Annotated in this window: 19 protein-coding genes; 12 read left to right on the forward strand and 7 right to left on the reverse strand. The window is 59.3% G+C overall.

All coding sequences use genetic code 11. The features are described from left to right. Nucleotides 1-22: 22 nt before the first annotated feature. Together ACR0DY_RS05040 and ACR0DY_RS05045 are read right to left on the reverse strand one after the other, a co-directional pair. Nucleotides 23-4069 carry a translocation/assembly module TamB domain-containing protein gene (locus ACR0DY_RS05040; protein ID WP_480483999.1) on the reverse strand — a complete coding sequence of 1349 codons (4047 nt, stop codon included), beginning with the start codon at nt 4067-4069 and terminating at the stop codon, nt 23-25. Nucleotides 4070-4107: 38 nt separating this feature from the next. Then, a complete protein-coding gene (locus ACR0DY_RS05045) occupies nt 4108-5913 on the reverse strand; it encodes an autotransporter assembly complex protein TamA (protein ID WP_480483998.1) in 1806 nt (601 codons plus the stop codon). A 329-nt stretch (nt 5914-6242) separates the two neighbouring features. Here ACR0DY_RS05045 and ACR0DY_RS05050 point away from each other — a divergent pair, with 329 nt between their 5' ends. Continuing rightward, complete coding sequence (locus ACR0DY_RS05050) at nt 6243-7178, forward strand: LysR family transcriptional regulator (RefSeq protein WP_209598213.1); 936 nt, start codon at nt 6243-6245, stop codon at nt 7176-7178. 36 nt (nt 7179-7214) lie between these two features. Here ACR0DY_RS05050 and ACR0DY_RS05055 read toward each other — a convergent pair whose 3' ends face one another. The 3 genes from ACR0DY_RS05055 to ACR0DY_RS05065 form a co-directional block, all read right to left on the reverse strand. Then, the gene (locus ACR0DY_RS05055) at nt 7215-8201 is read right to left on the reverse strand and encodes a type I glyceraldehyde-3-phosphate dehydrogenase (protein ID WP_480488227.1); all 987 of its coding nucleotides are present in this window, start codon (nt 8199-8201) and stop codon (nt 7215-7217) included. 53 nt (nt 8202-8254) lie between these two features. Then, the gene (locus ACR0DY_RS05060; RefSeq protein WP_480483996.1) at nt 8255-8578 is read right to left on the reverse strand and encodes a hypothetical protein; all 324 of its coding nucleotides are present in this window, start codon (nt 8576-8578) and stop codon (nt 8255-8257) included. A gap of 111 nt (nt 8579-8689) precedes the next feature. Continuing rightward, complete coding sequence (locus ACR0DY_RS05065; RefSeq protein WP_267366556.1) at nt 8690-9523, reverse strand: bifunctional allantoicase/(S)-ureidoglycine aminohydrolase; 834 nt, start codon at nt 9521-9523, stop codon at nt 8690-8692. Between the two features lie 224 nt (nt 9524-9747). On the opposite strand from ACR0DY_RS05065, the gene ACR0DY_RS05070 reads away from it, so the two are divergent. Next, complete coding sequence (locus ACR0DY_RS05070) at nt 9748-10056, forward strand: hypothetical protein (protein ID WP_480488225.1); 309 nt, start codon at nt 9748-9750, stop codon at nt 10054-10056. 15 nt (nt 10057-10071) lie between these two features. Here the strand turns inward: ACR0DY_RS05070 and ACR0DY_RS05075 are convergent, their stop codons facing one another. Continuing rightward, nucleotides 10072-11007 (reverse strand): 2-hydroxyacid dehydrogenase, encoded by a 936-nt coding sequence (locus ACR0DY_RS05075; protein WP_480488223.1) that lies wholly within the window; start codon nt 11005-11007, stop codon nt 10072-10074. Between the two features lie 231 nt (nt 11008-11238). Between ACR0DY_RS05075 and ACR0DY_RS05080 the strand changes: the two genes are divergently transcribed. The 3 genes from ACR0DY_RS05080 to ACR0DY_RS05090 are packed head-to-tail and all read left to right on the forward strand — an operon-like array spanning nt 11239 to nt 13660. Further along, nucleotides 11239-12042, forward strand: coding sequence for a thioesterase family protein (locus ACR0DY_RS05080; RefSeq protein ID WP_480897887.1), 804 nt, complete (start codon nt 11239-11241; stop codon nt 12040-12042). Nucleotides 12043-12086: 44 nt separating this feature from the next. Next, nucleotides 12087-12761 (forward strand): DUF1007 family protein, encoded by a 675-nt coding sequence (locus ACR0DY_RS05085; RefSeq protein WP_480546317.1) that lies wholly within the window; start codon nt 12087-12089, stop codon nt 12759-12761. After that, nucleotides 12746-13660: a nickel/cobalt transporter gene (locus ACR0DY_RS05090; RefSeq protein ID WP_480488221.1), complete on the forward strand. Its 915-nt coding sequence runs from the start codon at nt 12746-12748 to the stop codon at nt 13658-13660. Before ACR0DY_RS05085 ends, ACR0DY_RS05090 begins: the two co-directional genes overlap by 16 nt. A 1-nt stretch (nt 13661) precedes the next feature. On the opposite strand, the gene truA is transcribed toward ACR0DY_RS05090, so the two are convergent. After that, nucleotides 13662-14429: a tRNA pseudouridine(38-40) synthase TruA gene (truA, locus tag ACR0DY_RS05095; RefSeq protein WP_480483990.1), complete on the reverse strand. Its 768-nt coding sequence runs from the start codon at nt 14427-14429 to the stop codon at nt 13662-13664. Between the two features lie 107 nt (nt 14430-14536). Here truA and ACR0DY_RS05100 point away from each other — a divergent pair, with 107 nt between their 5' ends. From ACR0DY_RS05100 to ACR0DY_RS05130, 7 genes are all read left to right on the forward strand, one after another. After that, nucleotides 14537-15952 carry a YcjX family GTP-binding protein gene (locus ACR0DY_RS05100; RefSeq protein ID WP_480488219.1) on the forward strand — a complete coding sequence of 472 codons (1416 nt, stop codon included), beginning with the start codon at nt 14537-14539 and terminating at the stop codon, nt 15950-15952. Beyond that, nucleotides 15949-16404 carry an N-acetyltransferase family protein gene (locus ACR0DY_RS05105; RefSeq protein WP_480483988.1) on the forward strand — a complete coding sequence of 152 codons (456 nt, stop codon included), beginning with the start codon at nt 15949-15951 and terminating at the stop codon, nt 16402-16404. Before ACR0DY_RS05100 ends, ACR0DY_RS05105 begins: the two co-directional genes overlap by 4 nt. Then, nucleotides 16397-17386: a YcjF family protein gene (locus tag ACR0DY_RS05110; RefSeq protein ID WP_480483987.1), complete on the forward strand. Its 990-nt coding sequence runs from the start codon at nt 16397-16399 to the stop codon at nt 17384-17386. The genes ACR0DY_RS05105 and ACR0DY_RS05110 overlap by 8 nt, the downstream gene beginning before the upstream one ends. 62 nt (nt 17387-17448) lie before the next feature. Next, complete coding sequence (locus ACR0DY_RS05115) at nt 17449-18159, forward strand: VIT1/CCC1 transporter family protein (RefSeq protein ID WP_267367744.1); 711 nt, start codon at nt 17449-17451, stop codon at nt 18157-18159. A gap of 76 nt (nt 18160-18235) precedes the next feature. Further along, nucleotides 18236-19552 carry an SDR family oxidoreductase gene (locus tag ACR0DY_RS05120; protein WP_480897889.1) on the forward strand — a complete coding sequence of 439 codons (1317 nt, stop codon included), beginning with the start codon at nt 18236-18238 and terminating at the stop codon, nt 19550-19552. Beyond that, nucleotides 19552-20031 (forward strand): DUF2269 family protein, encoded by a 480-nt coding sequence (locus tag ACR0DY_RS05125; RefSeq protein ID WP_480546341.1) that lies wholly within the window; start codon nt 19552-19554, stop codon nt 20029-20031. The genes ACR0DY_RS05120 and ACR0DY_RS05125 overlap by 1 nt, the downstream gene beginning before the upstream one ends. A gap of 80 nt (nt 20032-20111) precedes the next feature. Beyond that, the gene (locus tag ACR0DY_RS05130; RefSeq protein ID WP_480897891.1) at nt 20112-22820 is read left to right on the forward strand and encodes a DUF2339 domain-containing protein; all 2709 of its coding nucleotides are present in this window, start codon (nt 20112-20114) and stop codon (nt 22818-22820) included. Nucleotides 22821-22895 lie beyond the last annotated feature (75 nt).

Raw genomic sequence — 22895 nt, forward strand, 5'->3', positions numbered from 1 at the left:
TTTGCTGGGGTCGGACGCGATCCTAATAGTCCTTTGAAAAGAACACTCCGATGCCCGTTTCGCCACGACCGTCAACCGTGCCCTTGACCGAGAAATTGTCGGTTACATCAAGGTTCAGGTTCACCTCGGTATTGCCTTCGGTATTGACGGTAAAGTCGGTGTAGAGGTTTTCACCCAGATAGGCCCCGGCACCCAGTCGGCCCGCGCCACCCTCTGACGCACCAACATCAATCGTATCAACACCGGTAGAGTCGCGTAATCCCTTGGTCGCATCCCCGCCAGCACCGCTGAGCTGCGCCAGCGATGCGGCCATCTGCGCAATCAGGAACGGTGAGATTTCCGAGAACCTGTTCCCAAAGAGCAGCATCGCCAGCGCCTCTTCAGCCGGACGCTCGGGATCGGAAAACACGTTAACCTCGGGTGAATCCAGTGGCCCTGCGATTTCGATGGTCGCGGTGCCGTCCGAGGTGCTGGCAGAGGATTCAAACTCGATATAAGGCGTCAAGTCACCTTGTAGGGTCACGATGCCTTTGGTCAGGGCCAGCCTGCGGCCCAGAATATCGAAATTACCGCGGATCAATTCAATCTGACCTGACGGGACCACCGAGGTCGTCGTACCACCAATGGAGATCCGGCCGCCCAATTCGGCATTTACACCGCGCCCCCGTACGAACACAGCTTTGGGTGCCAGCAAGTTGACGTCCAGTGCTATTCTGGACGTGCGTTGCCCCTTGTCTTCGGTGGCTACCAGACCTGCACGCTCACGCGTGATGAAACTGGCTCCGCTTTCGTTGACATGCTGTATCTCAGGGATCGGTGCGGCACCTACAGCCCCCGAAGCCGCAGCGAGGTTGATATTGGTCTCACCAAAGGTGATCTGCCCGGCCAGCGAACTGTTCCCGGCTAAGGCGCCGGTCATGGCAATCTGGCCATTCAAAGTCGTCTCATACAAAAGCCGATCGGTCAGGACGAGGTTGTCGATTGTTGTCGTGATCTGCGCGTTGAACGGGGGCGTCAGATCGACAGGTCCATTTACGGTAAAGCCACCACCGGCCCGCACACCGCCGTTCAGTTTGATGGTTGCACGGCTTTGCGCCAGATCCACCTGTCCGTTGATCCCGGTGATGGTCTGACCCGCGCCGGGAAGTGCTAGGGATGTTCCCGAGGTGGTAATCGACCCGCTTAGGGACGCCAGATCAGCCGGGCCTTTGAGGGCCAGATCAAAACGTGCGGACCCTTCAATCTTGTTAGGCGTGATGAAGACGTTTGCTATCCCCAGGTTTACGCCACCCTTCGCTGAAATATCTGCATTGCTGCTGGTTTCATCAAAGGTGCCTGCAACCGTGCTGACGATGTCTGCGGGACCTTGCGCCTTGGCGTCGATGGTCCAAACGCCACTGTCCCGCTTTGCATTGCCCGCAGCGGTAAGGGTGCCGGGAAACTCTGGCACAAACCTTTCGATGCGGTTGAACTTGGCATCAAAGTCCAGATCGGCGGATCCATTTGTGTCCACCGTACCGGCCACTTTGGCATAGGAACTCTCTGGCCCCAGCAGATGAGCTGACCCTTCCAGCCCGGATTGTGTCGGAGCGACGTTGCCGTCCAGCTTCAGAGGCCCGGAGAGTGTTTTCGACAGCCGCCCCAAATCATCCAGCGCAGCGGTAAAGGTCAGTCCGCCAGCATCGCGGTCCAGTTTGCCGGATGCATCCGCAGAAAGGGCGGTGCCGATCAGCTGGAATGTGCGAATATTCAGACCGGCCTCGTCATTCACCGCATCCACCGTCAGGTTCGTTCGCCCCTGGATCAGGTTGTCAACCGCATTGATGCCGGATTTGATGTCATCAGCAGCCAGGTTGCCTTTTACGTCAAAGGCCTTGCTGCCAACCGTACCTTTGCCTGCGACATCCGTGATAATCGAACCTGCAAGATCTCGCCCGGCAAGAGTTGAAAAGGGTGACAGGTCCGGGATGTTCAGACTGACCTGCCCGTCCACAGCCAATGCATCCGTCGGATCGTCAATTGTTGCTGCGGCGCTTGCCACAAGGGCTGAACCTTTGATCACCGCGTCGCGGATTTCAATCTGCTTCTGGCTCAGCGCGCCGTCGAGCGTGATCTCGGTCCGGCCGACCAGCAGCGGGTCAATCTCGGGTAGGCCCGTTTTGACATCCCGGCTCATCATGCTGGCTGTGCCATCGAATTCGAGCGTCTGAACAGTGCCTTTGCCGTCCAGTTTCGCCTGTACCGCACCGCCAAGCTCACGTTTGGCGAGGCCCGAGAACACGGAAAGGTCCTGAGCGTTGACTGTTGCTTGCCCATCAATCGTCACGTTGCCGTCAGGGGTGGTAACCGCGCCATCCGCCTGCGCGCGCAGAGCGTCGCCGATCAGCGTAAAATCCCGGATCGTTACGCCATCCGCTCCGCGTTTGGCGTCCAGCGTGATTGTTGTGTTGCCCCTTATCACCGGGTCAATGTCGTCGCGCCCTGTGGAAAGATCGCGCCCTTCGACCTCAAGCTTGCCATCGAAACTGCCTTCAAGCGGCGAACCCTGGCCGGTGAGCCGGGCAGAGGCCTGACCGCCCAGTTCCAGCTGCGCCAGACCCGAAAACCGCGACAGATCGGTCGCCTGTAACGTCGCAGCACCATTGACGGCCAAACCACTGGACAAGCCGCTGATCTCGGCATCAACGCCCAGTTCATAGTCCGAGCCGACCATCTCGACCCCTGACAGGTTCAGGGTCTGATCCCTGCCATATTGGAACATACCGTCCAGCGTAATGCGGTCGCCAACGGCGGTGTTCAGGGCATCGTCAGTCAGGTCGATACCGTCCAAAGCAGCCTGCAAATCACCGTCGATCCGCAAAACGTCACCCTGTTCCAAGGTCCCTTGCGCCGTAATCTGCGCGCGTTGCAGGTTCAGGGTGTCGGATCTTACGGCGTTAGCGGTCAGACTTAGATCCCAGAGATTGCCGTTTTTCTCATCAAACAACGCAGAGACCTGCGCAGCTTCGATCGATGTGTCGCCACCTGATAACGGAAGGACGACGCTTTGCCCCTCTGGTGGCGTAATGCGTCCTTGCAGGGCCGCCAGTTGCAGCCGACCGCCCGGCGCCAGTTGCAACGCCCCTTTCAGGTTCAGTGCCTGAGAACTGAGTTCCAGATCACTGATATCCAACGCGCCTTCAGGCAGGGTCCGTCCTTCCACGATCAACTGCGTTTTGGGGCCGAAGAACGTATCCATATTCTCAGCGACAAAGGGCGTTAGGTCACCGCCCAGATCTGCGGTAAAGGCGATGCCCTCCTCCGCGCTAGCCGCGGCTGTTGGGGCCGAACGCAACCGAACCTGTCCGGTCACTCGTGGCTGCCCATCACTGCTCAGGCCAATATCGGCCGTAAAATCCGTCACCGGCCCGGACCCTTTCGCGGACAATCCGATCGGAGGGCTGTCCGGCATTTTTAGCGCGGTCGAGATCAGACCCCCCGCAGCTTCGGTGACCTGAAGGTCAAGATCGATCTGGCTGTCAGTGTTCCTAAAACCCGCAGCCAAAGAGATTTCATCACCGGCCCGATCCAGTCGGGTGATGTCCAGTTTGGTGTCCAGCGTGCCGTCGGCCAGCGACAGGTTGCCATTGACGGCCAGTTCCGCCGCAACGCCGATCAAAGGTTTGCCCAATGCCAGCTCGCCAAAACGGATTTCGCCGATTTCGATGGCCACAGGCAGTTCAGGCAGTTGAAAAGCCTGGGTCTCGGCAGAAGGGGACGGCGTGTCCTTGGTCGTGGTGCCCGGCGCACGGGCCACGTCGATTTCCTGTGCGGTCAGCGCGTTGACCGAAAACCGCCCGCGGATCAGCGCCAACCGGTTCCAATCCAGTTCCGCTCCCCGAATGGTCAGCCAGACCCCTTCATCATCGGCCACCGTGATCTCGGCAATGGTGGCGCGTGAACTCAGCGCGCCTTGCAGGCCTTTGACGGTGACATTCTGATCGTCGCCCGACAGCGTGTCCTGTAGGAACCGCTCGATCATGCTGCCGCCTTCGTCCTCCTGCGCGGGGCCGGCCACTGGCACAAGCATCAGCGTGCCAATCAGCAGAGGGTATGAAAGGTGCCGTCTCAAAACGCTTGCCCGATCCCGATATAGAATTGCAAACCGTCTCCGGTGGGGCCGCTTACCGGGAAGGCCAGGTCAAACCGCAGGGGTCCGAAGCCGCCCAAATCATATCTTACGCCGATACCGGCACCTGCATGATCTTCCGCGCCACTTCCAATAAAGGAAGAGGTATCGACGACACCGTAGTCGTAAAACCCAACCAGCGACAGAGAATCTGTCACCTTGCCCCGGATCTCGCCGGAAAGTCCAAGAAAGGACTTGCCGCCTGCGACACCGGTCCCGACAGGGATGCCAAGGCTTTCATAGGGTTGCCCGCGCACGGTTCCCGCACCACCGGAAAAAAACAGAAAGTCGGGTGTGACACCATCTGCTGGTGGACCAATGATTGATCCAATTTGCGCCCGCCCCGCCAGCACTATCCTTCCACCCGTGCCAAGGCTGGTATAGGCCCGACCGTCGAAGAACATGCGAATGCCAGTGTCTGTGCCAGAAAAACCGACAAACGGCATTATCTGAGAATCCAGATAGAAACCGCGTGTGGCACTAACTTTGCTGTCTCGCTCATCCCATTCCGAGCGGAAGGGCAGGATAAAGTATCTGAACTTGCGGCCACTTCCATAGGCGTCGTCAGCATCTGACCACTGTAACCCAGCCGAGGCTTCGGCATAGAGCGTGTCCGAGAATGTGCGGCGCGCACCATATGCCACAGACGCAACCGAGACATTGTAGTTTTCGGTGTTGCGGCGCTCCAGCAACGCGTTCCAGAAAGTATTGTCGTCCGGACCCAGACGATCGGGCTGATCCAGGCGCAATCCGATCCGCCCATCAAGATCTTCGGAACCACCGATATTTCGTATCGCGGCCTCGAACCGCAGGCGTTCCGCGCGTTTGAACATGTTTCGATGTGTCCAGGTCGCGGTCACGTCGAGGCCGTCGCGCGAGGCCAGCTCGAGCCCAAAGGTCAGCTGACGCTTTGGCAAGTCTTCGAATGTGGCGTCGAAATCCAGTGTGCCGTCGGGGTTTGCTGTCTCATGTTCCTGCAATGACACGACGTTGAACGTGCCGGTGCGGCGTAAACGTGTTCCAACCTTCTGGATTTTTTCTGGTGAGTAAACTTCTCCGCTTGGGAAACCGGCGATTTTTTCGATGGACCGGTGGCGCACATCCGTGTCGCCCTTGATGAACATTCTGCCAAACGTCAACCTGCGCCCCGGGTCCAGATCAATCTGCGCATCCAGACGGGCCTGCGCGTGGCGGGCGATGATGGTCTGATCCTCAATTTTCGCTTTCGCATGGCCCGCATTCCGCCACCCCTGCACACCGTCCGAGCCTGCTTTTTGAATGGCTCCGGTCGTTGCCAACTTGCCGGGGGCGAAACCTTCGGGCAGAACGGTGCCAGACGCCAGGGGCTGAACAATGGCCGTGCCGAATTTGAAGCTTGGTCCGGTTTCAACGGTAATTGCGGCCCTGTTGATCTGTGTTGGCACAGTCAAAGAGCTCAACTCAGCGGCTTCCTGCCCGTCAAGCTTGATGCTGACAACCGGGCTGAAATACCCTTCATCATACAAGATCTGTACAAGCGTGCGGTAATCCGACAAGGCGGCAGACAGGATCTCAAGTGGCGTATCCAAGCCCCGCTCTTTCGCTGTTGTAACCGATGATGTCTTTTTCAGGCGTTCAACCAGTTCCTTCGAAGCGCCCGGCGCCGTCAGAGAGGTTTCCAGCGCCATCAGAGCAGTCGGGGTCAGTGAAATGACAATGGCACTCAGCCAGAACTTCAAACGGCCTTGCGGCGTGCGCCCTTGCATGAATTGCCCCAATTGTCCCAGTTCCAAATCTCAGCTACCGTGTCACGGACGGTCTTATAGTGTCAGGTTAGAACATCTGAATGCTATTGGGAAAAGGGATAAACGCGGGATCGGGTAATTTTGGTCAAATTGTCCCGGTTTGTGCCGACACATCGTATTGCGCATCTAGATTGGCAGACTGGAATTGCCGCGTTGCAGGCGATAGTCAACCGTATGCAACAAATGTCCGGGCTGGCCTTTGGTCTTGGCCAGTGCAATTCACTAGGCAAACGGGCGGTTCTTCGGTATTCCCAGTATATTGCCAACGGGTATCAAAAAAAACCGAAAAAATGTCCTATCTCGACAACATCCGAACCTTTGTCAGGGTTTACGATCTGGGCAGCATGTCTGCGGCCGGGCGGGATCTTAGGATTTCGCCAGCGGTGACATCGGCGCGAATATCGCAGCTTGAGGACCATCTGGGTGTACGTCTGTTCCAGCGCACCACACGCAACCTGTCCCCGACAGAGCAGGGAAAGGCATTCTATCCCGGTGCGGTGGCGGTTCTGGATGCGGTGGACGAGGCCGAGGCTCAGGTCACACATCTGACCGAGGCACCGCGCGGGTCGTTGTTCGTGGCGTCTCCACTGGGGGTGGGGAGGCGATTGCTGGCTCCACATGTGCCCGAGTTTCTTGCGGAATACCCCGAGATTGATGTCCGGTTGCGCCTGACGGATCGCTCGGTTGATCTGACGACGGAAGGTCTGGATCTGGCGTTTTTCATTGGCCAGCCCGAGGACAGCACGTTGCGTATTCGCAAGATTGCCGACTGCCAGCGTGTACTGTGCACTGCGCCAGACTATGTGGCGCGGCGCGGTATGCCTAAGACCGGGGCTGACCTGATTGCCGACAAGCATGAATGCCTGAATCTGCGCTTTCCGGGTGCGACCGAGTTTCAGTGGATGCTGGTCACACCCGATGGCCCGAAACGATTTGCCGTGTCCGGGCGGTTCGAATGTGATGATGGGGATGTTCTGACGGATTGGGCGTTGTCCGGTCAAGGCATTGCAATGAAGCCGGTTTTCGAGGTGGCCGAGCATCTGAAATCCGGCCGCCTCGTGCCGGTTGCAACGGAAACTCCGCCTGTTTCAGTTCAGATGGCCTGCCTATACACGCATCGGCGCCATCAGGATCCAAAGGCACGCCTGTTCATGGATTTCATGATTGAACGGATCAGTAAGGTGGTTCGCGTTACAGAATACCCTGTCGCGGGGCCTAAACCATAGTTGCCGACCCGACGCTGTGTACGAAGGTTAGTCCGGTCACGACGCGGCCATCAGACGGGCCACGTCCAGCATGCGAGCCGAAAAGCCCCATTCATTGTCGTACCAGCCGAAAACGCGCACCTGATTTTCTCCGACCATGCGGGTTTCCGGCCCGGCAATGACCAGCGAATCCGGGCGCGCCCGCAAATCGGAAGAGACCAGCGGCATATCCGTCCAACCCAAAACCGGTGACGCGACAACAGCCTGACGCAAAGCACGATCGAAATCCTCGGCCCGCATACCGCGTTCCAGCGTGACCACGAGGTCGACCGCCGAAACGCTGGCTGTCGGGACGCGAACTGCGGCACCCGAGATGCGCCCGGCCAGATGTGGAAGGACCACGTCGATCAGGTGTGTGGCGCTGGACGTTGTCGGAACCATGGACAGCGCACCGGCCCGCGACCGGGCAAGGTCGCCGCGCGGGGCGTCAACCATGGGTTGGCTGTTGGTATAGCAATGGATGGTTGTCATATGGCCCGACAAAATACCGCCAATGTGGTCCAGCACTTTGACCAGCGGTGCCAGCCCATTCGTTGTGCAGGAGGCGTTCGATACGATCCGGGCGCTGCCCAACTGATCCTCGTTCGCCCCCAGAACGACGGTTAAGTCGGCCGCAGGCGAAGGACCCGAGATCAGGACCTTGCTGGCGCCCGCAGACAATCCGCGACGCGCCACGTCGGATGCGCGCGCGACCCCGGTACAATCCAGCATCACGTCTACGCCGGATAAATCAACGCGTGTCAGATCGGCACTGTGCGTCATAGGAACAGAGCGTCCGTCTACGATCAGCGCGGCATCGCCCTGTGACACATCGCCGGGATAGGGGCCGAAGGTGCTGTCGTATTTGAACAGGTAAGCACAGGTCTCCAGCGGCGCGATGTCATTGATCAGCACCAGCTCGATATCCGACCCTTCGGGCAGGGCCAGAACCTGCCGCAGGATCGTGCGGCCAATGCGGCCGAATCCGTTTATCGCGAGTTTCATGCGCAAGCTATGGCAGGGCGTCGGGTCGATCTCAATGCCTGATCAGCAACAGCTTACTTGCACCTGACCTGAGAAAAGAACTGACCCGATATATTCTGGTACATGCTGTTGAAGATCACCTTGCAGCCCGTCGCTTGTTGAATGGCAGTAATAGCTTGCGTCGTGCGAAGGCGTGGGGGCGGGCCGAACGGGTTCAGGTTGTTGTTGTCGCGTGTGGCGCGATAAATGACCGGTTCGTCTGCGACCTGTGTCACAGCCCAGTTGCGGCTCATGACGAAGACGGATTTGGTCTCTTCCCCCGCAATGGCGGGTGCGGTGTGCAGGATTGCAGAGGTAGAGAGTGTGGCAACGGCTATCAGGGCAAGGCGCAGTTTCATGGACAAATCTCCAATGCTCAAAACAAGAAGTTACCTGGATTTCAGCAAATTCCGACCCTTGTGTGAAGCCCCGGGGCAAAAGATCACTGCGATTCCCAGCCAGCCCAGCGTTTAGCGGCGCGACAGGGACAGGGGCATATGCCGGTTGACGTCCTTGTAAAGCAGATACCTGAACCGGCCCGGCCCCCCTGCGTAACAGGCTTGCGGGCAAAAGGCGCGCAGCCACATGTAATCTCCGGCCTCAACTTCGACCCAGTCCTGATTGAGGCGATAAACCGCTTTCCCTTCCAGAACATAAAGCCCGTGTTCCATCACATGGGTTTCGGCGAAGGGAATGACCCCGCCTGGTTCGAAATTGACGATGTTCACATGCATGTCATGGCGCAGGTCCTGCGGGTCTGCGAACCGCGTGGTGGACCATCGGCCTTCGGTGCCCGGCATTTCGACAGGCGTCACATCGCGTTCGTTGGTGATGATCGGGTCTGGCGCGGACAACCCGGGAACGGACTCATAGGCTTTGCGGACCCAGTGGAACCGGGCTGCCGTCTGGCCAGTGTTCCGCAATGTCCAGTCGCTGCCGGCGGGGATATAGGCGTATCCGCCTGTCTCCAACACATGGTTTTCCGAGTTCAGCGTCAAAGTGACTGTTCCTTCGACGACAAAAAGCACTGCCTGTGCTTGCGCGTCTGTCTCTGGCTGATCGCTGCCGCCGCCGGGCTGCACTTCCATGATGTATTGCGAGAACGTTTCGGCAAATCCGCTGAGCGGGCGTGAAAGAACCCACAGGCGTGTTCCTTCCCAGAACGGCAGATAGCTGGTGACAATGTCGCGCATCGTACCTTTGGGAATGACCGCATACGCGTCTGTGAACATGGCGCGGTCGGTCAGCAACTGGTTCTGGCCGGGGTGGCCGCCGGTCGGGGCGAAGTAGGTCGGATGGGTCATTTGTGTGCCTCGGGATCGTTTGAATGGCACTATGGGGACAAAGGCGCGGCGCTATTAGGTCCTGACACGCGATAGGTTTGTTCGGGATATTTTGAAGGTCGGCACCCCGGGGCTTGGCCCTGCTGAAACAGAGGTATATCCTTGGTCGTAAATGATTTCAGTTCTGTGAGGCCACAATGAAAGCCCAGTTTTTACCCGTCATTGCCGCGTGTGGCGCCCTATTGATGACCGGTTCCGCCGGCGCCAAGTCACTCTCCCGAATCATAGCTGAGATGGGGCTGTCCCCGGCAGACTTTGAAGTGGTCAGTGAAACCTCGAATGCCCTTTTGAACAATGGCACGCCCTCCGTAGGGCAGGAACGGTCCTGGCAAAACGACGAGACCGGCTCAAAAGGAACGATCCGGGTGCAAAACGTTCAGGGCAACTGCGTCGGCCTTCAGCATGTCATCCAGCCGGAAGGCAGCGATCAAAGCCGCGAGATCAGAACCCGCCGGTGCAATGACGGTAACGGAAACTGGATCCTGACGCCCTGATCTCTGACTTGGTTATCAGTACCCCAGATCGCGACTGACTTCGTGCAACAGGGGATCGCCGGACCTGAGCCTATGGTAGTTCTCAGCCACATCCGACAGTGCGTCCCCCAGATACCAGCCCGAGACATGCGGTGTGATCGTCACAGAAGGGTGCCGCCACAAGGGACTGTCTTTTGGCAGCGGTTCCTGTGACGTGACGTCCAACACGGCATGGCCCGGTGAGCCGTTATCCAGCGCCGCGATCAGCGCCGCCTCGTCAATCAGGTTTCCGCGTCCGGCGTTCAGCAACTGACTGCCCGGCTTCATCGCGGCCAGCGTCTGTGCGTCAAACAAACCCGCGGTTTGCGGCGTCGAAGGAAGGATGGCACAGACGTGATCACATTGCCCCAATAGCCGAGGCAGCGCGTCTTGCCCATGCAGGCAGGTGACACCATCGATGGACTTTGGTGAGCGGCTCCAGCCCATGACCTGAAACCCGACGGCATGTAACATGCGGGCAGTGCGGGCCCCTATATGGCCCAGACCCAGAACGCCCACAACCGTATCAGGTGTGAAGATAGGTGCGCGCGGCAACCATTCGGCGCGGCTCTGGGATGCCTCGTGAAAAACCATATGGCGCTGAGCGCGCAGAATATAGGCCAGAAACCATTCGGCAATGCCCTGCGCAGGCGCGTCTGGCTTCAATCGCGCTACACGGATATGCGGAGGCAGGTCCGGATGGCCAACTATGGTCTCAACCCCGGCCCCCAGCTTCTGAACCAGTTTCAGGTTGGGCAACTTCGCCGGGTGATTGCTTTGCATGCTGACCACTGCAAGCATCGTAATGTCGTTGGGGTCGCCCAGCGTTCCGGGTGTGCGGATGTCTGCACCGGGCGCTAAGGCTTGTAGTGAGGTGGCGATTTCCTCATCCCCAATCCAGTCCGACAACCCGGTTTCAATCAACAACGCCATATGCGACCCCACTTGGATGTGATGTGGTGACGTCCCGTCACAGCGGTGGACAGGATCAGGTCTGTTAAGCCATCCTCGTGCCTAAAAGTACAGCCCGGTTTCATAACCCGAAAAGGACAGTTTCGTGAAGATACCACTCACCTCGTGCAAGGGAAACCACGTTACTTCGCAACCGGTTACCGGTATGAGTGAGCCGAGGCACACAACGCAGCGAATGACCAGAGGGGACTGATGGCAGGGCTCGACTTCACGGATCAGACCTATTTTCATCAGCGCGAGGATGGGGCGTTTGTAGGACATGATCCTGCACGCGGTCCGTGGTCTGCCGATCATTGCCACGCAGGGCCGGTCAGCGGGTTGATAGTGCGGGCAGCGGAAACTGAGGTTGGCCCCGAAAAGATGCTGACCCGCCTGACAGTTGACCTGTTGCGCCCTCTGCCCTTGGCCGGGTTGCGGGTTGCCGCAGAAACCACGCGCCATACCAAGACGCTGGCGACCACACGGGTTACGGTGCATGATCTGGATGACACACTCTGCGCCACGGCCACCACCATGCATCTGGTGCGGCGCGATCTGGGCGCGGTGGCAAACGTCGAAACCAGTGCGCCACAGTTGGAAGACGCAGTAGAAGGTCCTTTTCCAATCGGCGAGATTCGTCACGATTTGAAGGGGTTTGCCCACTACAGTGACATCCTTTATCCCAAAGACGGCAAACAGGGGGCCGGACCCAAAACGGTCTGGATGCGCACCCCAAAGCTGTTGAGCGGCGAAGATCAGTCGCCCATTCAGGCACTGTGCCCGTTGGCGGATTGCGGCAATGGTATCTCGTGGAATGCTCCGACGTCGGAGATGGGGTTCATGAACACCGATCTGACCGTGAATATCCACCGCGAACCGGTTTCAGATTGGCTGGCGTCCAGTTCGGTTTCACATTGGCAACCTACGGGCATCGGCATGTCTCAGTCGGTGCTTTTTGATACGCAGGGTCCTGTAGGGACCGCCCTGCAAACACTGGTGCTGTTCCCGCCAGTCTGAAGGTCGGCCAGTTTCCGCATGCGTGTGTAAAGGCCGTTGTCACCGTGTCCCGTCAGACCTATCTTGCGCATATGCGCTGGCTCTTCACCTTCATGACCTGTTGCCTGCCGATCCCGGCACTATCCCACCCGCATGTCTTTATCGACACCGGGCTGGAATTCATCGTGGATGAGGCCGGTCACCTGACCCATATCCGGGTGACGTGGGCATATGACGAATTCTACTCTCTGCTTGTTCTGGAAGACATGAATTTGGATCAGGATGCTGACGGCATTTTGACGAAAAGCGAAGAAGAACGTCTGAGCGGGTTCGATATGCAATGGGTCGAGGGGTATAACGGCGACTTCGTGCTCACCAAAGACGGAGCGCTGGTTGCACTGTCCGGTCCAATGGAGCCCAGTGCGACAACGGAAGATGGGCGGGTCGTGACCACCCATATGCGCGCGGTCGAAGGCGACGCGATACCTGCCATAGGGCTTTCCGCCAAGGCATTTGATGAGTCCTTCTATACGGCCTACGAGATTACGCGCCCTGTAACCGTGACGGGCCCGGCTTTATGCCGGGTGGATCGTAACGACCCTGACATAGACGGGCAGCTTGCACAGATGCAGGCGTTTCTGTTGACACTGGACGCGGATTACGACCTGGAGGAAAACGATATTCCCTTGGTTGGTGAGAGCTTTGCGACCGAGATCCTCATTTCATGTCCCGTTTCCTGATTGTTCCGGTCGCTCTGGCCTTCGGTTTGCTTCTTTGGTTCTGGGGCAGTGGTGGGTTTGACAGTCTGGCAGGTTGGGCAGCCGGAGAGCAGCGTGACTTTCAGAACCAGATCGCGCGGTCCTTGCGTTCAGCGCGCGCGGAACAGCCTCAGGCGGTGGCCACGCTTCTGACTGTCTGTTTCGCCTATGGGTTCTTTCATGCTGTGGGTCCGGGCCACGGGAAGGTTTTGATCGGCGGCTACGGTTTGGGTCGGCGTGTCGCCTTCTGGCGGTTGTCGGCGATCAGTGTATTGTCCAGCCTTGGTCAGGCGGTGACGGCGGTTGTGCTGGTCTACGCGGGGGTACTGGTCTTTCAGATGTCCCGCGAAAGCCTAGTTGGGACGACCGAACAGGTGATGGCTCCGATCAGCTACGGGGCCATTGCGTTGATTGGGCTTTGGCTGGTTGTACGGGCTGTGCGCAATTTCGCACGACAGCAAAAAAAGCATGTCTCTAACGATCACACCCATCGGCACCATCATGATGAGGGAGCCTGTGCGGAGTGCGGTCATCGTCATGGTCCAACCGCGGACGAGGTCGCAAATGTGGGCACGTTGCGCGAAGCCCTGATCCTGATCGCAGGCATAGCAGCGCGGCCTTGTACCGGTGCCTTGTTTGTACTGATCCTGACGTGGCAAATGGGCATCGCCATGGTAGGGATCGCGGGTGCTTTCGCCATGGCGCTTGGCACGGCGACTGTGACTACGCTGGTCGGGTGGACGTCTTTTGGTCTGCGCGGCGGGCTACTGGCTTCGGCGTCGGCCACGCGCTTTGCGTCGGTTCTGGCACCCTCCATCGAACTGGTGGCGGGACTTGTCATTGCGGTGATTGCAGGCGGGTTGCTTCTGCGCGCGGTTTAGATCAGTCGAACACCGGGTCCGGATATCCGACCCGCGCCAGATACAGCCCGTGCGGCGGACATACCGGCCCGCAGGCAGCGCGGTCGGCGGCTTCTAAAGCCTCACGCACATCTTCCGGGGTCCACGCTCCGGCGCCCACACGTTCCAACGTTCCGACGAAACTGCGTACCTGATTGTGCAGGAACGACCGGGCGCGCACGTGGAAATGAACCTCGGGGCCGGAAAAGCCTGCGACCCGTTCAACGCGCAGTTCATCCAGGGTTTTGACCGGGCTGGCCGCCTGGCAGATCGACGACCTGAACGTGGTGAAATCATGCCGGCCCAGCAGCATGTTTGCCCCTTCCTGCATGGCGTCGACATCCAGAAGGTGGCTAATCTGCCAGACCTGTCCCCGGTCGTGGGTTGCGGGCGCCCGGCGCATCAGGATGCGGAACAGATATTGCCGTTCAACCGCTGAAAACCGCGCGTGCCAATCCTCGGTCACGGGGGCGGCCTTTACGATGGCCACTGGGAGTGGCTTGAGGTGATAGTTCAGCGCCTCAGACAGGCGGAACGGGTCCCATTCCTTTGCCATGTCGCAGTGGGCAACCTGCCCCAGGGCGTGAACACCGGCGTCCGTGCGCCCCGCTGCGGCAATTGTGTGGTCGCCCGGCTGAATACGGGACAGGGCCTGTTCGATGGCGCCTTGTACAGATGGTTGATCCTTTTGCCGCTGCCATCCGGCAAACGGTTCCCCCTGGTATTCAACTTTCAACGCATATCTGGGCATGTGCCGCTGGTACAGCGCAGCGCAGGATCGGGCAAGGGGGCGAAAGCGCTGGTATGTGCCGCGACCGCTACCTATCTTGGGTAAAAGGAAAATTGCGGGGCGGCGGATTGGTGATCTCTTCACTGGCAGACAGTCTTGCACGTGGCGTCGAAAGTATCGGCGACAGCGTGTCCGAGACATTTTTCGAGCCGGTCATCCGTTTGGGTGTCACCGGGCTGGCGCGGTCCGGTAAAACAGTATTCATCACTTCGTTGGTTGCCAATCTGCTGGATCGGGGCCGTATGACCGGGCTGGTTGCGCAGCAGGAGGGGCGAATCAATGCCGCCTTTCTGCAACCCCAACCGGATGACACTGTGCCCCGGTTTGATTATGAATCGCACCTGTCCGCCCTGACGGGACCGACACCGCACTGGCCAGACAGCACGCGCGCGGTATCTGAATTGCGCTTGTCCTTCAAAGCCCGTCCCGCCGGGCTGCTTGCCGGGCTGCAGGGGCCGCGCACGGTCCATCTGGATATTGTCGACTACCCCGGTGAATGGCTGCTGGACCTGGCCTTGCTGGACAAGTCTTACGCAGACTGGTCTCAGGAAACACTGGCACGGATTAAGACCCGCGCCGAGGCTGCCGCGTATCTGGCGCTGGTCCAAGATACAGACCCGTCGGTAGGGCACGACGAACCTGCCGCACAAGCTCTGGCCGCGTCGTTCACCGCCTATCTCAACGCAGCGCGCGATGCCGGGTTTTATGACTGTACTCCCGGTCGGTTCCTGTTGCCGGGTGATCTGGCGGGATCTCCGGTTCTGACCTTTGCACCGTTGGCAATCACTGGCCCGTCGCGGCGCAGGACCCTTCAGCGCGAGATGGAACGGCGGTTCGACGCTTATAAATCTCAGGTCGTGAAACCGTTTTTTCGGGATCACTTCTCGCGGATTGACCGGCAGGTGGTTCTGGTTGACGCGCTGGGCGCAATTCACAAAGGTCCTCAGGCCGTTGAAGATATGCGCCGCGCGATGGCCGATATCCTGTCGGCTTTTCGTCCGGGACGGAACGCATGGCTGAGCCAGCTTTTGTTGGGCAAAAAGGTCGAGCGCATCCTGTTTGCAGCGACAAAAGCGGACCACCTGCACCACACTCAGCATCCCCGCCTGACCGCGATTATCGAAGCTTTGACGCGCGAGGCACGCGATCGTGCGAATTTCGCCGGGGCCCGGACTGCGGCCCTGTCTCTGGCCTCGCTGCGTGCAACGACCGAAGAGATACGCAGCCATGACGGAACCGATCTGCCATGCGTGCGTGGCACTTTGTTGGACAGCGGCAAACAGGCTGCTTTTTATCCCGGAGAATTGCCCGAGGATCCGGCGCATCTGTTGGGTCCGGCGCGAAATGGGGCGGAGAGCTGGTTGAACGAAGATTATGGGTTCATGGCCTTTGCGCCTGCAAAACTAACCCTGAAACCTGGTGACGGCCCCCCGCATATTCGACTGGATCGTGCAGCGCAGTTTCTGATCGGAGAAAGATTATGATCGCGACACTGCGCCCCGCACGCACCACAGATGCCGGTACAATCGGTACGATCCTGCACGATTTCGCTTTGGAAAACGACTGGATGCCCAAATTGCACAGCTGTGCTGAAACCATCGCCTTTTGCGGCCGGATGATTGATCAGGGCTGGGTCACTGTGGCCGAGGCAGAGACGGGCGTGGTCGGGTTTCTGGCGCTGAATGGTGGTGAAATCCATTCACTTTATCTGGATGCACAAGCTCGGGGGCAGGGGATTGGTCAGCAATTGCTGGGTCACGCGAAAGCAAGCCAGCGGCGGCTGGGCTTGTACTCGTTTCAGGATAATTCCCGCGCCTGTCGGTTCTATGAGCGAAACGGCTTTGCCGAGGTGGCGCGCAGCGATGGGGCAGAAAACGATGAAAACCTGCCGGACATAAGGTTTGTCTGGCACAGCAGGGATACGACAAATGGCTAAAGGTCCGGTTTTGATCGATCTTGACGATGATGAACCCGCTGCTGATGTCGCGCAGGCAAAACCGGTGCCGGATATTGTGCCGCCTCAGGGGCAGGCGATGCAAAGCGCGGCCCGACTGGCGGCCCGCAAACCCTCGGCCCTTGCGCGCTGGTTCTGGGGGCTTGCGCTTTCCGTAGTCGGGGCGGCCATATCGGTGGCCGCCTGGGATTTTGCAACCTCTCTGGTGGCGCGGACGCCCGTTTTGGGTTGGATCGTTGCCGGATTGTTGGCTGCATTGGTTCTGGTGGTGGTGATCATCGCGCTGCGCGAGCTCGCGGCTTTGGGGCGGTTGTCCCGTGTTGATGGGATGCGCCGTGCAGCGGATATTGCATTGGCTGATGAAGACCTGGCTCAGGCACGTGCTGTCACACATCGCATCATTGCATTCTACAAAGGGCGCGAGGATACCCGCTGGGGTCGCGAGCGGTTGTCCGAGCGTATGGGGGAACAGTTCGATGCCGAGGCGCTTTTAAACCTTGCCGAGGATGAATTGTTGGCCCCGCTCGACGCCGCTGCCAGCCGTGAGGTTGAGGCCGCAGCACGGCAGGTTGCCACCGTGACCGCTCTGGTCCCGCTGGCACTGGCGGATGTTGTAACGGCACTAGCCGCGTCCCTGCGGATGATCCGCCGCGTCGCGGAAATCTACGGGGGGCGGGCTGGCACACTGGGAAGCTGGCGTCTGACCCGTGCCGTCTTTGTGCATCTGGTCGCAACTGGGGCGGTGGCCGTTGGTGACGATCTGCTGGAACCTGTTCTGGGCGGATCCGTTCTCAGCAAATTGTCCCGACGGTTCGGAGAAGGTCTGGTCAACGGTGCGCTCAGCGCCCGAGTGGGCGTGGCCGCGATGGAGGTCTGCCGCCCCTTACCATTCTCAAAACGCCACAAACCTTCCACGCGAGGCATCATTAAACGCGCCTTGCAGGGTCTGTTCTCCAAGGGTTGATCCAGAGCAAAGCGTCAGACCACACCCTTCTGCACTCTGCCAGTGAACAATAGGAGCAAACCATGACGGATCACGGTCACAGTCCGCAGGAAATTGCCGACCGGATCAACGCTCCGCCCGGGCGCGGTGTGTTACGCGACGTTGTGTATGGCGGCATTGATGGTTCCGTCACCACATTTGCCATTGTCGCCGGTGTCGCGGGGGCGGGCCTTTCCCCGTTTGTTATCGTGGCACTTGGTTTGGCAAACGTTCTGGCGGACGGGTTTTCAATGGCTGCCGGGAATTACTCGGGCACCAAGGCCGAACTGGACAACATACGGCGCATTCGGGCGATCGAGGAACGCCACATCGCACTCTACCCCGACGGCGAGCGCGAGGAGGTCCGTGAAATTCTGTCGCAAAAAGGGTTGTCAGGGGAAATTCTGAACGAAGCCACCGCCGCGATCACGTCGAGCCACGAACATTGGGTCAACCTGATGATCGAGGGTGAATATGGGCTGGGCAGTGTCGACCCACATCCGATGAAAGCCGCGTTGGCAACGTTCTTCGCGTTCCTTGTGGCCGGGATGATCCCGCTGTTGCCGTTTTTGGCGTCGGTGGAGAATGCTTTCGAGATGTCGGTCTGGATGACGATGGGGGTCTTCTTTGCGATTGGTGCGTTCAAAAGCCGGTGGTCGTTGGCGCCCTGGTGGCGGTCAGGTATCGAAACGCTGTTGATCGGTGGTCTGGCGGCACTGATCGCGTATCTCGTCGGGTCTCTGTTCCATCCATAAATGTCGCAGCACGGTAGTCGCGACTGGTCAAAACTTCCCGGATAGGTAGAGTGGCGCAAAACAGGTGCAAAGGACGATGGCAGATCACGAGCTTTCTGGAAAGAACGTATTGGTTCTGGGTGCTTATGGGTTCATCGGCACCGCCGTCACGCGGGCATTGTCGGCCGCAGGTGCCACGGTTCAGGGCATGGGGCGCAATCTTGCTCAAGGGGCAAAGGTCCTGCCGGGGGTTTTGCTGAAACAGGGCGATATGCGCGATCTGTTGCACAAGGACGATTGGCAGGACCTGCTGGCCGACGTCGATGTCGTGGTGAATTGCGCAGGGGCTTTGCAGGATAACGCGCAGGACAACCTTGAAGCGGTGCACCATATGGCGGTCGCAGCCCTTGCAGGGGCCTGCGCGGAAGGTGGCATAAGCATTGTTCAGATTTCGGCCATCGGAGCAGAGCCGGACGCCAGCACGCATTTCCTGTGCAGCAAGGCACGCGGAGATGCCGCTTTGCGCGCATCGGGCGTAACACTTTGGATTCTAAAGCCAGGGCTTGTTATCGGGCAAACGGATTATGGGGGAACGGCGTTGCTTCGAATGCTGGCGTCTGTTCCTTTTATTCAACCGCTGGCTTACCCCGATACACCCGTTCAATGCATCGGGATGCCCGATCTGTGTGACGTCGTGATTGCTGCCGTTGCCGGTCGCCTACCGCAGGGTAATTACGATCTGGTCGAGGATACCCCGCATAGTTTGTCGGACGTGGTGCGCTGCACGCGACAGTGGCTTGGGTTTCCTGCCGCGCGCTTTCATATAATCCTGCCGCCTGTCCTGACAAAAGCCGTTGCGACCATTGCCGACTGTTTGGCCTTGTTGGGTTGGCGGTCTCCGCTGCGCAGCACGGCGATGACGGTCATGGCGGATGGCGTGGTCGGCGACCCTGGCCCATATCGTGCAGCGGCCGGGCACGGAATTGCCGCCTTGCCTGAGGTCTACGCCATGCTGCCTTGCGCGCGCGAGCATCGGTTGACCGCGCGGATGGCGCTATTGATTCCGCTGATCGTTGCAACACTCAGCCTGTTCTGGTTGCTGTCGGGCCTGTTTGGTCTGGCGGGTTTGTCTGCGGCTTCGGGTATGCTGGTCGAAGCAGGGTGGTCATCCGCCTTGGCGGTGACCAGCGTTGTGTTCTGGTCTCTGATCGACATAGCGCTGGGTCTGGCCATCCTGTGGCGCCGATGGGCGGCGCGGGCCTGTGTGGCGCAGTTGACAGTAGCCATATTCTACCTGATTGCCGCTTCGGTCACGATGCCGGACTTGTGGTTGGATCCGCTGGGGCCGTTGGTGAAAATCCTGCCCGCGATGATCCTGTCGCTTGTGGCGCTGCCCTTGTTTGAGAGCCGATGATGGACCCTGAACTGATCTTGCGATGGCTGCATGTCATCGGTGCATGTGTGCTGCTGGGAACAGGAGCAGGGATCGCCTTTTTCATGCTGATGGCGCACCGGACAAACGACCCGCGCGTCATCGCCCATACGGCGGGTATCGTGGTGCTGGCCGACCTTCTGTTCACCACGACCGCTGTCATCCTGCAACCGGTGACCGGAGCGTTGCTTGCCTGGCAGATCGGGTGGTCTTTGGGTGAAGGTTGGATCGTGTTGTCTCTGGTGCTTTATGTTTTGACGGGCTTTTTCTGGTTGCCGGTGGTTTGGGTTCAAATCCGGTTGCGCGACCACGCGCGAATGGCGGCAGAGCGGGGAACGCAACTGCCACCGGAGTATCACCGCTTGTTTCGGTTCTGGTTCGCCTGCGGGGTTCCGGCGTTTCTGGCGGTTTTGACTATCCTGTGGCTGATGATCGCCCGTCCGGCGATTTCGGTACTTTAGACTTTGTCACGGCTTTCCTGACTGTTGCTGACCGACAGCACAAGATAGCTTGGCCGAAATTACGGATCGGAGAGACTCGGTTGGAAACGTTGCTTGTTCTTATTGGCCTGGTTGTTTTGGCCATCCCGGTGACATTGATTGCACTTCTGGTCGGGCATTCCCGATTGCGTCGCCGGGTCGAACAACTGGAAGCGCAGATCAATGCGTTGGTGTCGGGCGATGCGCTTGCATCGCTGCAACCGGAACAGGATGCACCTGCACCGCAACCTATGGCAGAGGAACAGGTTCACAGCCCGGGGCCGTGGGACGCGCCAAAGCGGCAGGAAGACGAAAGTGCCGAAGATGTAAACACCGAGGCCGCTACGCCTGCAATTGTATTTCGCCATGACAGGTTTGCCGCGCTGGGCGCGTGGCTGCGTGAGAACTGGTTTTACGCGGTCTCAGCACTGTCGCTGGCATTGGCCGGTATTTTCCTCGTGCAATATGGCGTTGAGAACGGATTGTTACCTCCGGCGGCCCGCGTTTTTGCCGCGCTTGGCTTCGGCTCGGTTTTGATTATCGGGGGTGAGGTTCTGCGCCGCAGGTTCGGGGATGACGAAGCGGTGGCCACTGCCTATTTGCCATCGGTCTTTTCCGGGGCCGGCCTTGTTACCTTGTTCGGCGCCATCCTGTCTGCGCGGCAGCTTTATGGCCTGATCGGGGCCGAGACGGCCTTGGCAGGAATGGTTGTCATCGCGCTTGTTGGGCTTGTTCTGGGGTGGTTCCACGGCCCGCTGCTGGCTGCGGTTGGACTGATCGGAGCTTTTGCAGCACCCTTTCTGGTTGGAGGCGCATCTGACGATCCATCGTGGCTCTATGCCTATTTTCTTTTGGTTGCCGTTTTGGGGCTGGGTATCGACACGGTGCGGCGCTGGGCGTGGATTTCGGTTCTGACGTTGGTCGGGATATATGCGGCAAACCTGCTTTTGGTCAGTGGCGCTCCGTATACGGAACCGGGATATCTGGTCGCGACAACAGTGCTGGCACTGCTGGCGACGGCCATTCCGGTGCGGCGCGTTTGGCCCGATCATGCAGGGCGCATGATGTCTCAGGTGATCCGCAACCCCGGAACCCGCCCGTGGCCCGAGTTTCCAACTCGGCTCGCCGCGGGAGCTATTGCGGCCAGTGCCGCGATCCTGTCCTGGCATTGGGCAGACTCAGCGGCTGAATTCTGGTTGGGTGTCTGCCTGCTGTCCGTCCTGCTTCTGGCGCTGCTTTTGTGCGCCAAGGATGCGCCTGCGTTACAGGATCTGACCGTCCTGCCTGCGGCGGGCCTTGTGTTTTTTGTGGCCTCTCACGGGCTGGAATACGGAGTAGTTCTTCGCAGTTTCACCGACACCTATGCCGAGACGCCCGAGGCCGACTTTCCGATGGCAGCCACCGCGCTGGTTGCTTTGGGCGCGTTTATGTCAATTTTGATGGCATGGCGGTCATTCAGGGCAAACCAGTATCGTGCAATCTGGGCCGGGGGCGCTGTAGTTCTTGCACCCGCGCTGGCTATCGCTTTGGAAATGGGCTGGCATCCTGCCACGGTTATCGGTGCGCACGCCTGGGCCCTGCACGCAATTGTCCTGGCAGTTCTTATGGTGGTTCTGGCCGGGCGTTTTGGTCGCGCCGATGGCGATGACCGGATGCGGGCCGCTCTGGCCACGTTGTCGGCGTTGTCTTGTCTGGTCTTTGCTTGCGTCATCGTGCTCAGCTCGGCCGCGCTGACGATTGCGCTGGTGGCCAGTGTCGTCGCAGCAGCAGCCTTGGATCGCAGGTTCACCTTGCCGCAGATGAGTTGGTTTATCTGGGCCGGTGTCTTTACCGTCACCGTGCGCTTGGTACTTGATCCGGGTCTGGACTGGGCTAACGTGGCCCCGCTTCCCGAAATGGCGATGGTCTATGGCGCGGCCACGTTGGGTTTCGTGGCTGGCTGGTGGCTGTTGCGTCCCTTGCAGCGGCCGGTTGCAGCACTGTTGCTGGAAAGCGCGGCATGGGCGACGGGCGGCATTCTGCTGTCCCTGTTGCTACTGCGGTGGCTTGAAGGTTTCGGTGAAGGCGGGGCCGACAACAGCCATTGGGGTCTGGGCCTGCTGGCGGTCATCTGGCTGCTGCTGGCCTTCGCTCAGGTTCAGAGGTTTGGGCTGGGTGGCAAGCTGAATTTTGCACGGTACGTGTTGGCGGCGTTCTTTGCCGGTCATGGCGTGTTCCGGCTGACCCTGGCTTTGACCGACCAAAACCCGCTTCTGAACCCCAACGCCGACCCGGTGCTTGGCCCACCGATTCTGAACACCCTTGTCCTTGCCTATCTGGTGCCCGCACTGACCATTGGATTCTCGGCCTGGCGGATCAAGGACATGCCAAAGCAGATCAGGCTGGCAAGCTACGCCATTGCGGGTGCGTTGATTGCTGTGTGGTTTGGCCTGACTATCCGCCATGTCTGGCAGGGAGCAGCAGGCATGTTTGAAGGTAACGGCGTCACGCAGCCCGAGCTTTATACATATACCCTTGTTCTGCTGCTGGTTGGGGCGGTGCTGTTCTACCAATCTCTGGCACGCGGTTCGGATGTGATGCGCAAGGCGGGGTTGGTGGTGATCGGGCTGGCGGTGGCCAAGGTCTTTCTGATCGATATTGCCGGTCTGGGCGGGCTGATCCGCGTGTTCTCACTGCTGGCGCTGGGGCTTGGGTTGGCCGGTCTGGCATGGTTGAATCGCTGGGCCAAGCTGCGCCATTCGCCGCATGGGCCGGAACCTCTGGACCATTGAAGGCAGGCGTCTTATAAGCGCGGCCATGTATGACCGGACGGCCATCATTATTCGAATTATATCCCCGGCGCTCTG

It is taken from the genome of Ruegeria sp. O6 (assembly GCF_056535045.1).

What these genes read in the sequence shown, in the direction of transcription:
- ACR0DY_RS05040 (WP_480483999.1), bottom strand. Translation starts at nt 4,069, where the DNA reads ATGCTTGTGCCAGTGGCCGGCCCCGCGCAGGAGGACGAAGGCGGCAGC.
- ACR0DY_RS05045 (WP_480483998.1), bottom strand. Translation starts at nt 5,913, where the DNA reads ATGCAAGGGCGCACGCCGCAAGGCCGTTTGAAGTTCTGGCTGAGTGCC.
- ACR0DY_RS05050 (WP_209598213.1), top strand. Translation starts at nt 6,243, where the DNA reads ATGTCCTATCTCGACAACATCCGAACCTTTGTCAGGGTTTACGATCTG.
- ACR0DY_RS05055 (WP_480488227.1), bottom strand. Translation starts at nt 8,201, where the DNA reads ATGAAACTCGCGATAAACGGATTCGGCCGCATTGGCCGCACGATCCTG.
- ACR0DY_RS05060 (WP_480483996.1), bottom strand. Translation starts at nt 8,578, where the DNA reads ATGAAACTGCGCCTTGCCCTGATAGCCGTTGCCACACTCTCTACCTCT.
- ACR0DY_RS05065 (WP_267366556.1), bottom strand. Translation starts at nt 9,523, where the DNA reads ATGACCCATCCGACCTACTTCGCCCCGACCGGCGGCCACCCCGGCCAG.
- ACR0DY_RS05070 (WP_480488225.1), top strand. Translation starts at nt 9,748, where the DNA reads ATGACCGGTTCCGCCGGCGCCAAGTCACTCTCCCGAATCATAGCTGAG.
- ACR0DY_RS05075 (WP_480488223.1), bottom strand. Translation starts at nt 11,007, where the DNA reads ATGGCGTTGTTGATTGAAACCGGGTTGTCGGACTGGATTGGGGATGAG.
- ACR0DY_RS05080 (WP_480897887.1), top strand. Translation starts at nt 11,239, where the DNA reads ATGGCAGGGCTCGACTTCACGGATCAGACCTATTTTCATCAGCGCGAG.
- ACR0DY_RS05090 (WP_480488221.1), top strand. Translation starts at nt 12,746, where the DNA reads ATGTCCCGTTTCCTGATTGTTCCGGTCGCTCTGGCCTTCGGTTTGCTT.
- truA (WP_480483990.1), bottom strand. Translation starts at nt 14,429, where the DNA reads ATGCCCAGATATGCGTTGAAAGTTGAATACCAGGGGGAACCGTTTGCC.
- ACR0DY_RS05105 (WP_480483988.1), top strand. Translation starts at nt 15,949, where the DNA reads ATGATCGCGACACTGCGCCCCGCACGCACCACAGATGCCGGTACAATC.
- ACR0DY_RS05110 (WP_480483987.1), top strand. Translation starts at nt 16,397, where the DNA reads ATGGCTAAAGGTCCGGTTTTGATCGATCTTGACGATGATGAACCCGCT.
- ACR0DY_RS05115 (WP_267367744.1), top strand. Translation starts at nt 17,449, where the DNA reads ATGACGGATCACGGTCACAGTCCGCAGGAAATTGCCGACCGGATCAAC.
- ACR0DY_RS05120 (WP_480897889.1), top strand. Translation starts at nt 18,236, where the DNA reads ATGGCAGATCACGAGCTTTCTGGAAAGAACGTATTGGTTCTGGGTGCT.
- ACR0DY_RS05125 (WP_480546341.1), top strand. Translation starts at nt 19,552, where the DNA reads ATGGACCCTGAACTGATCTTGCGATGGCTGCATGTCATCGGTGCATGT.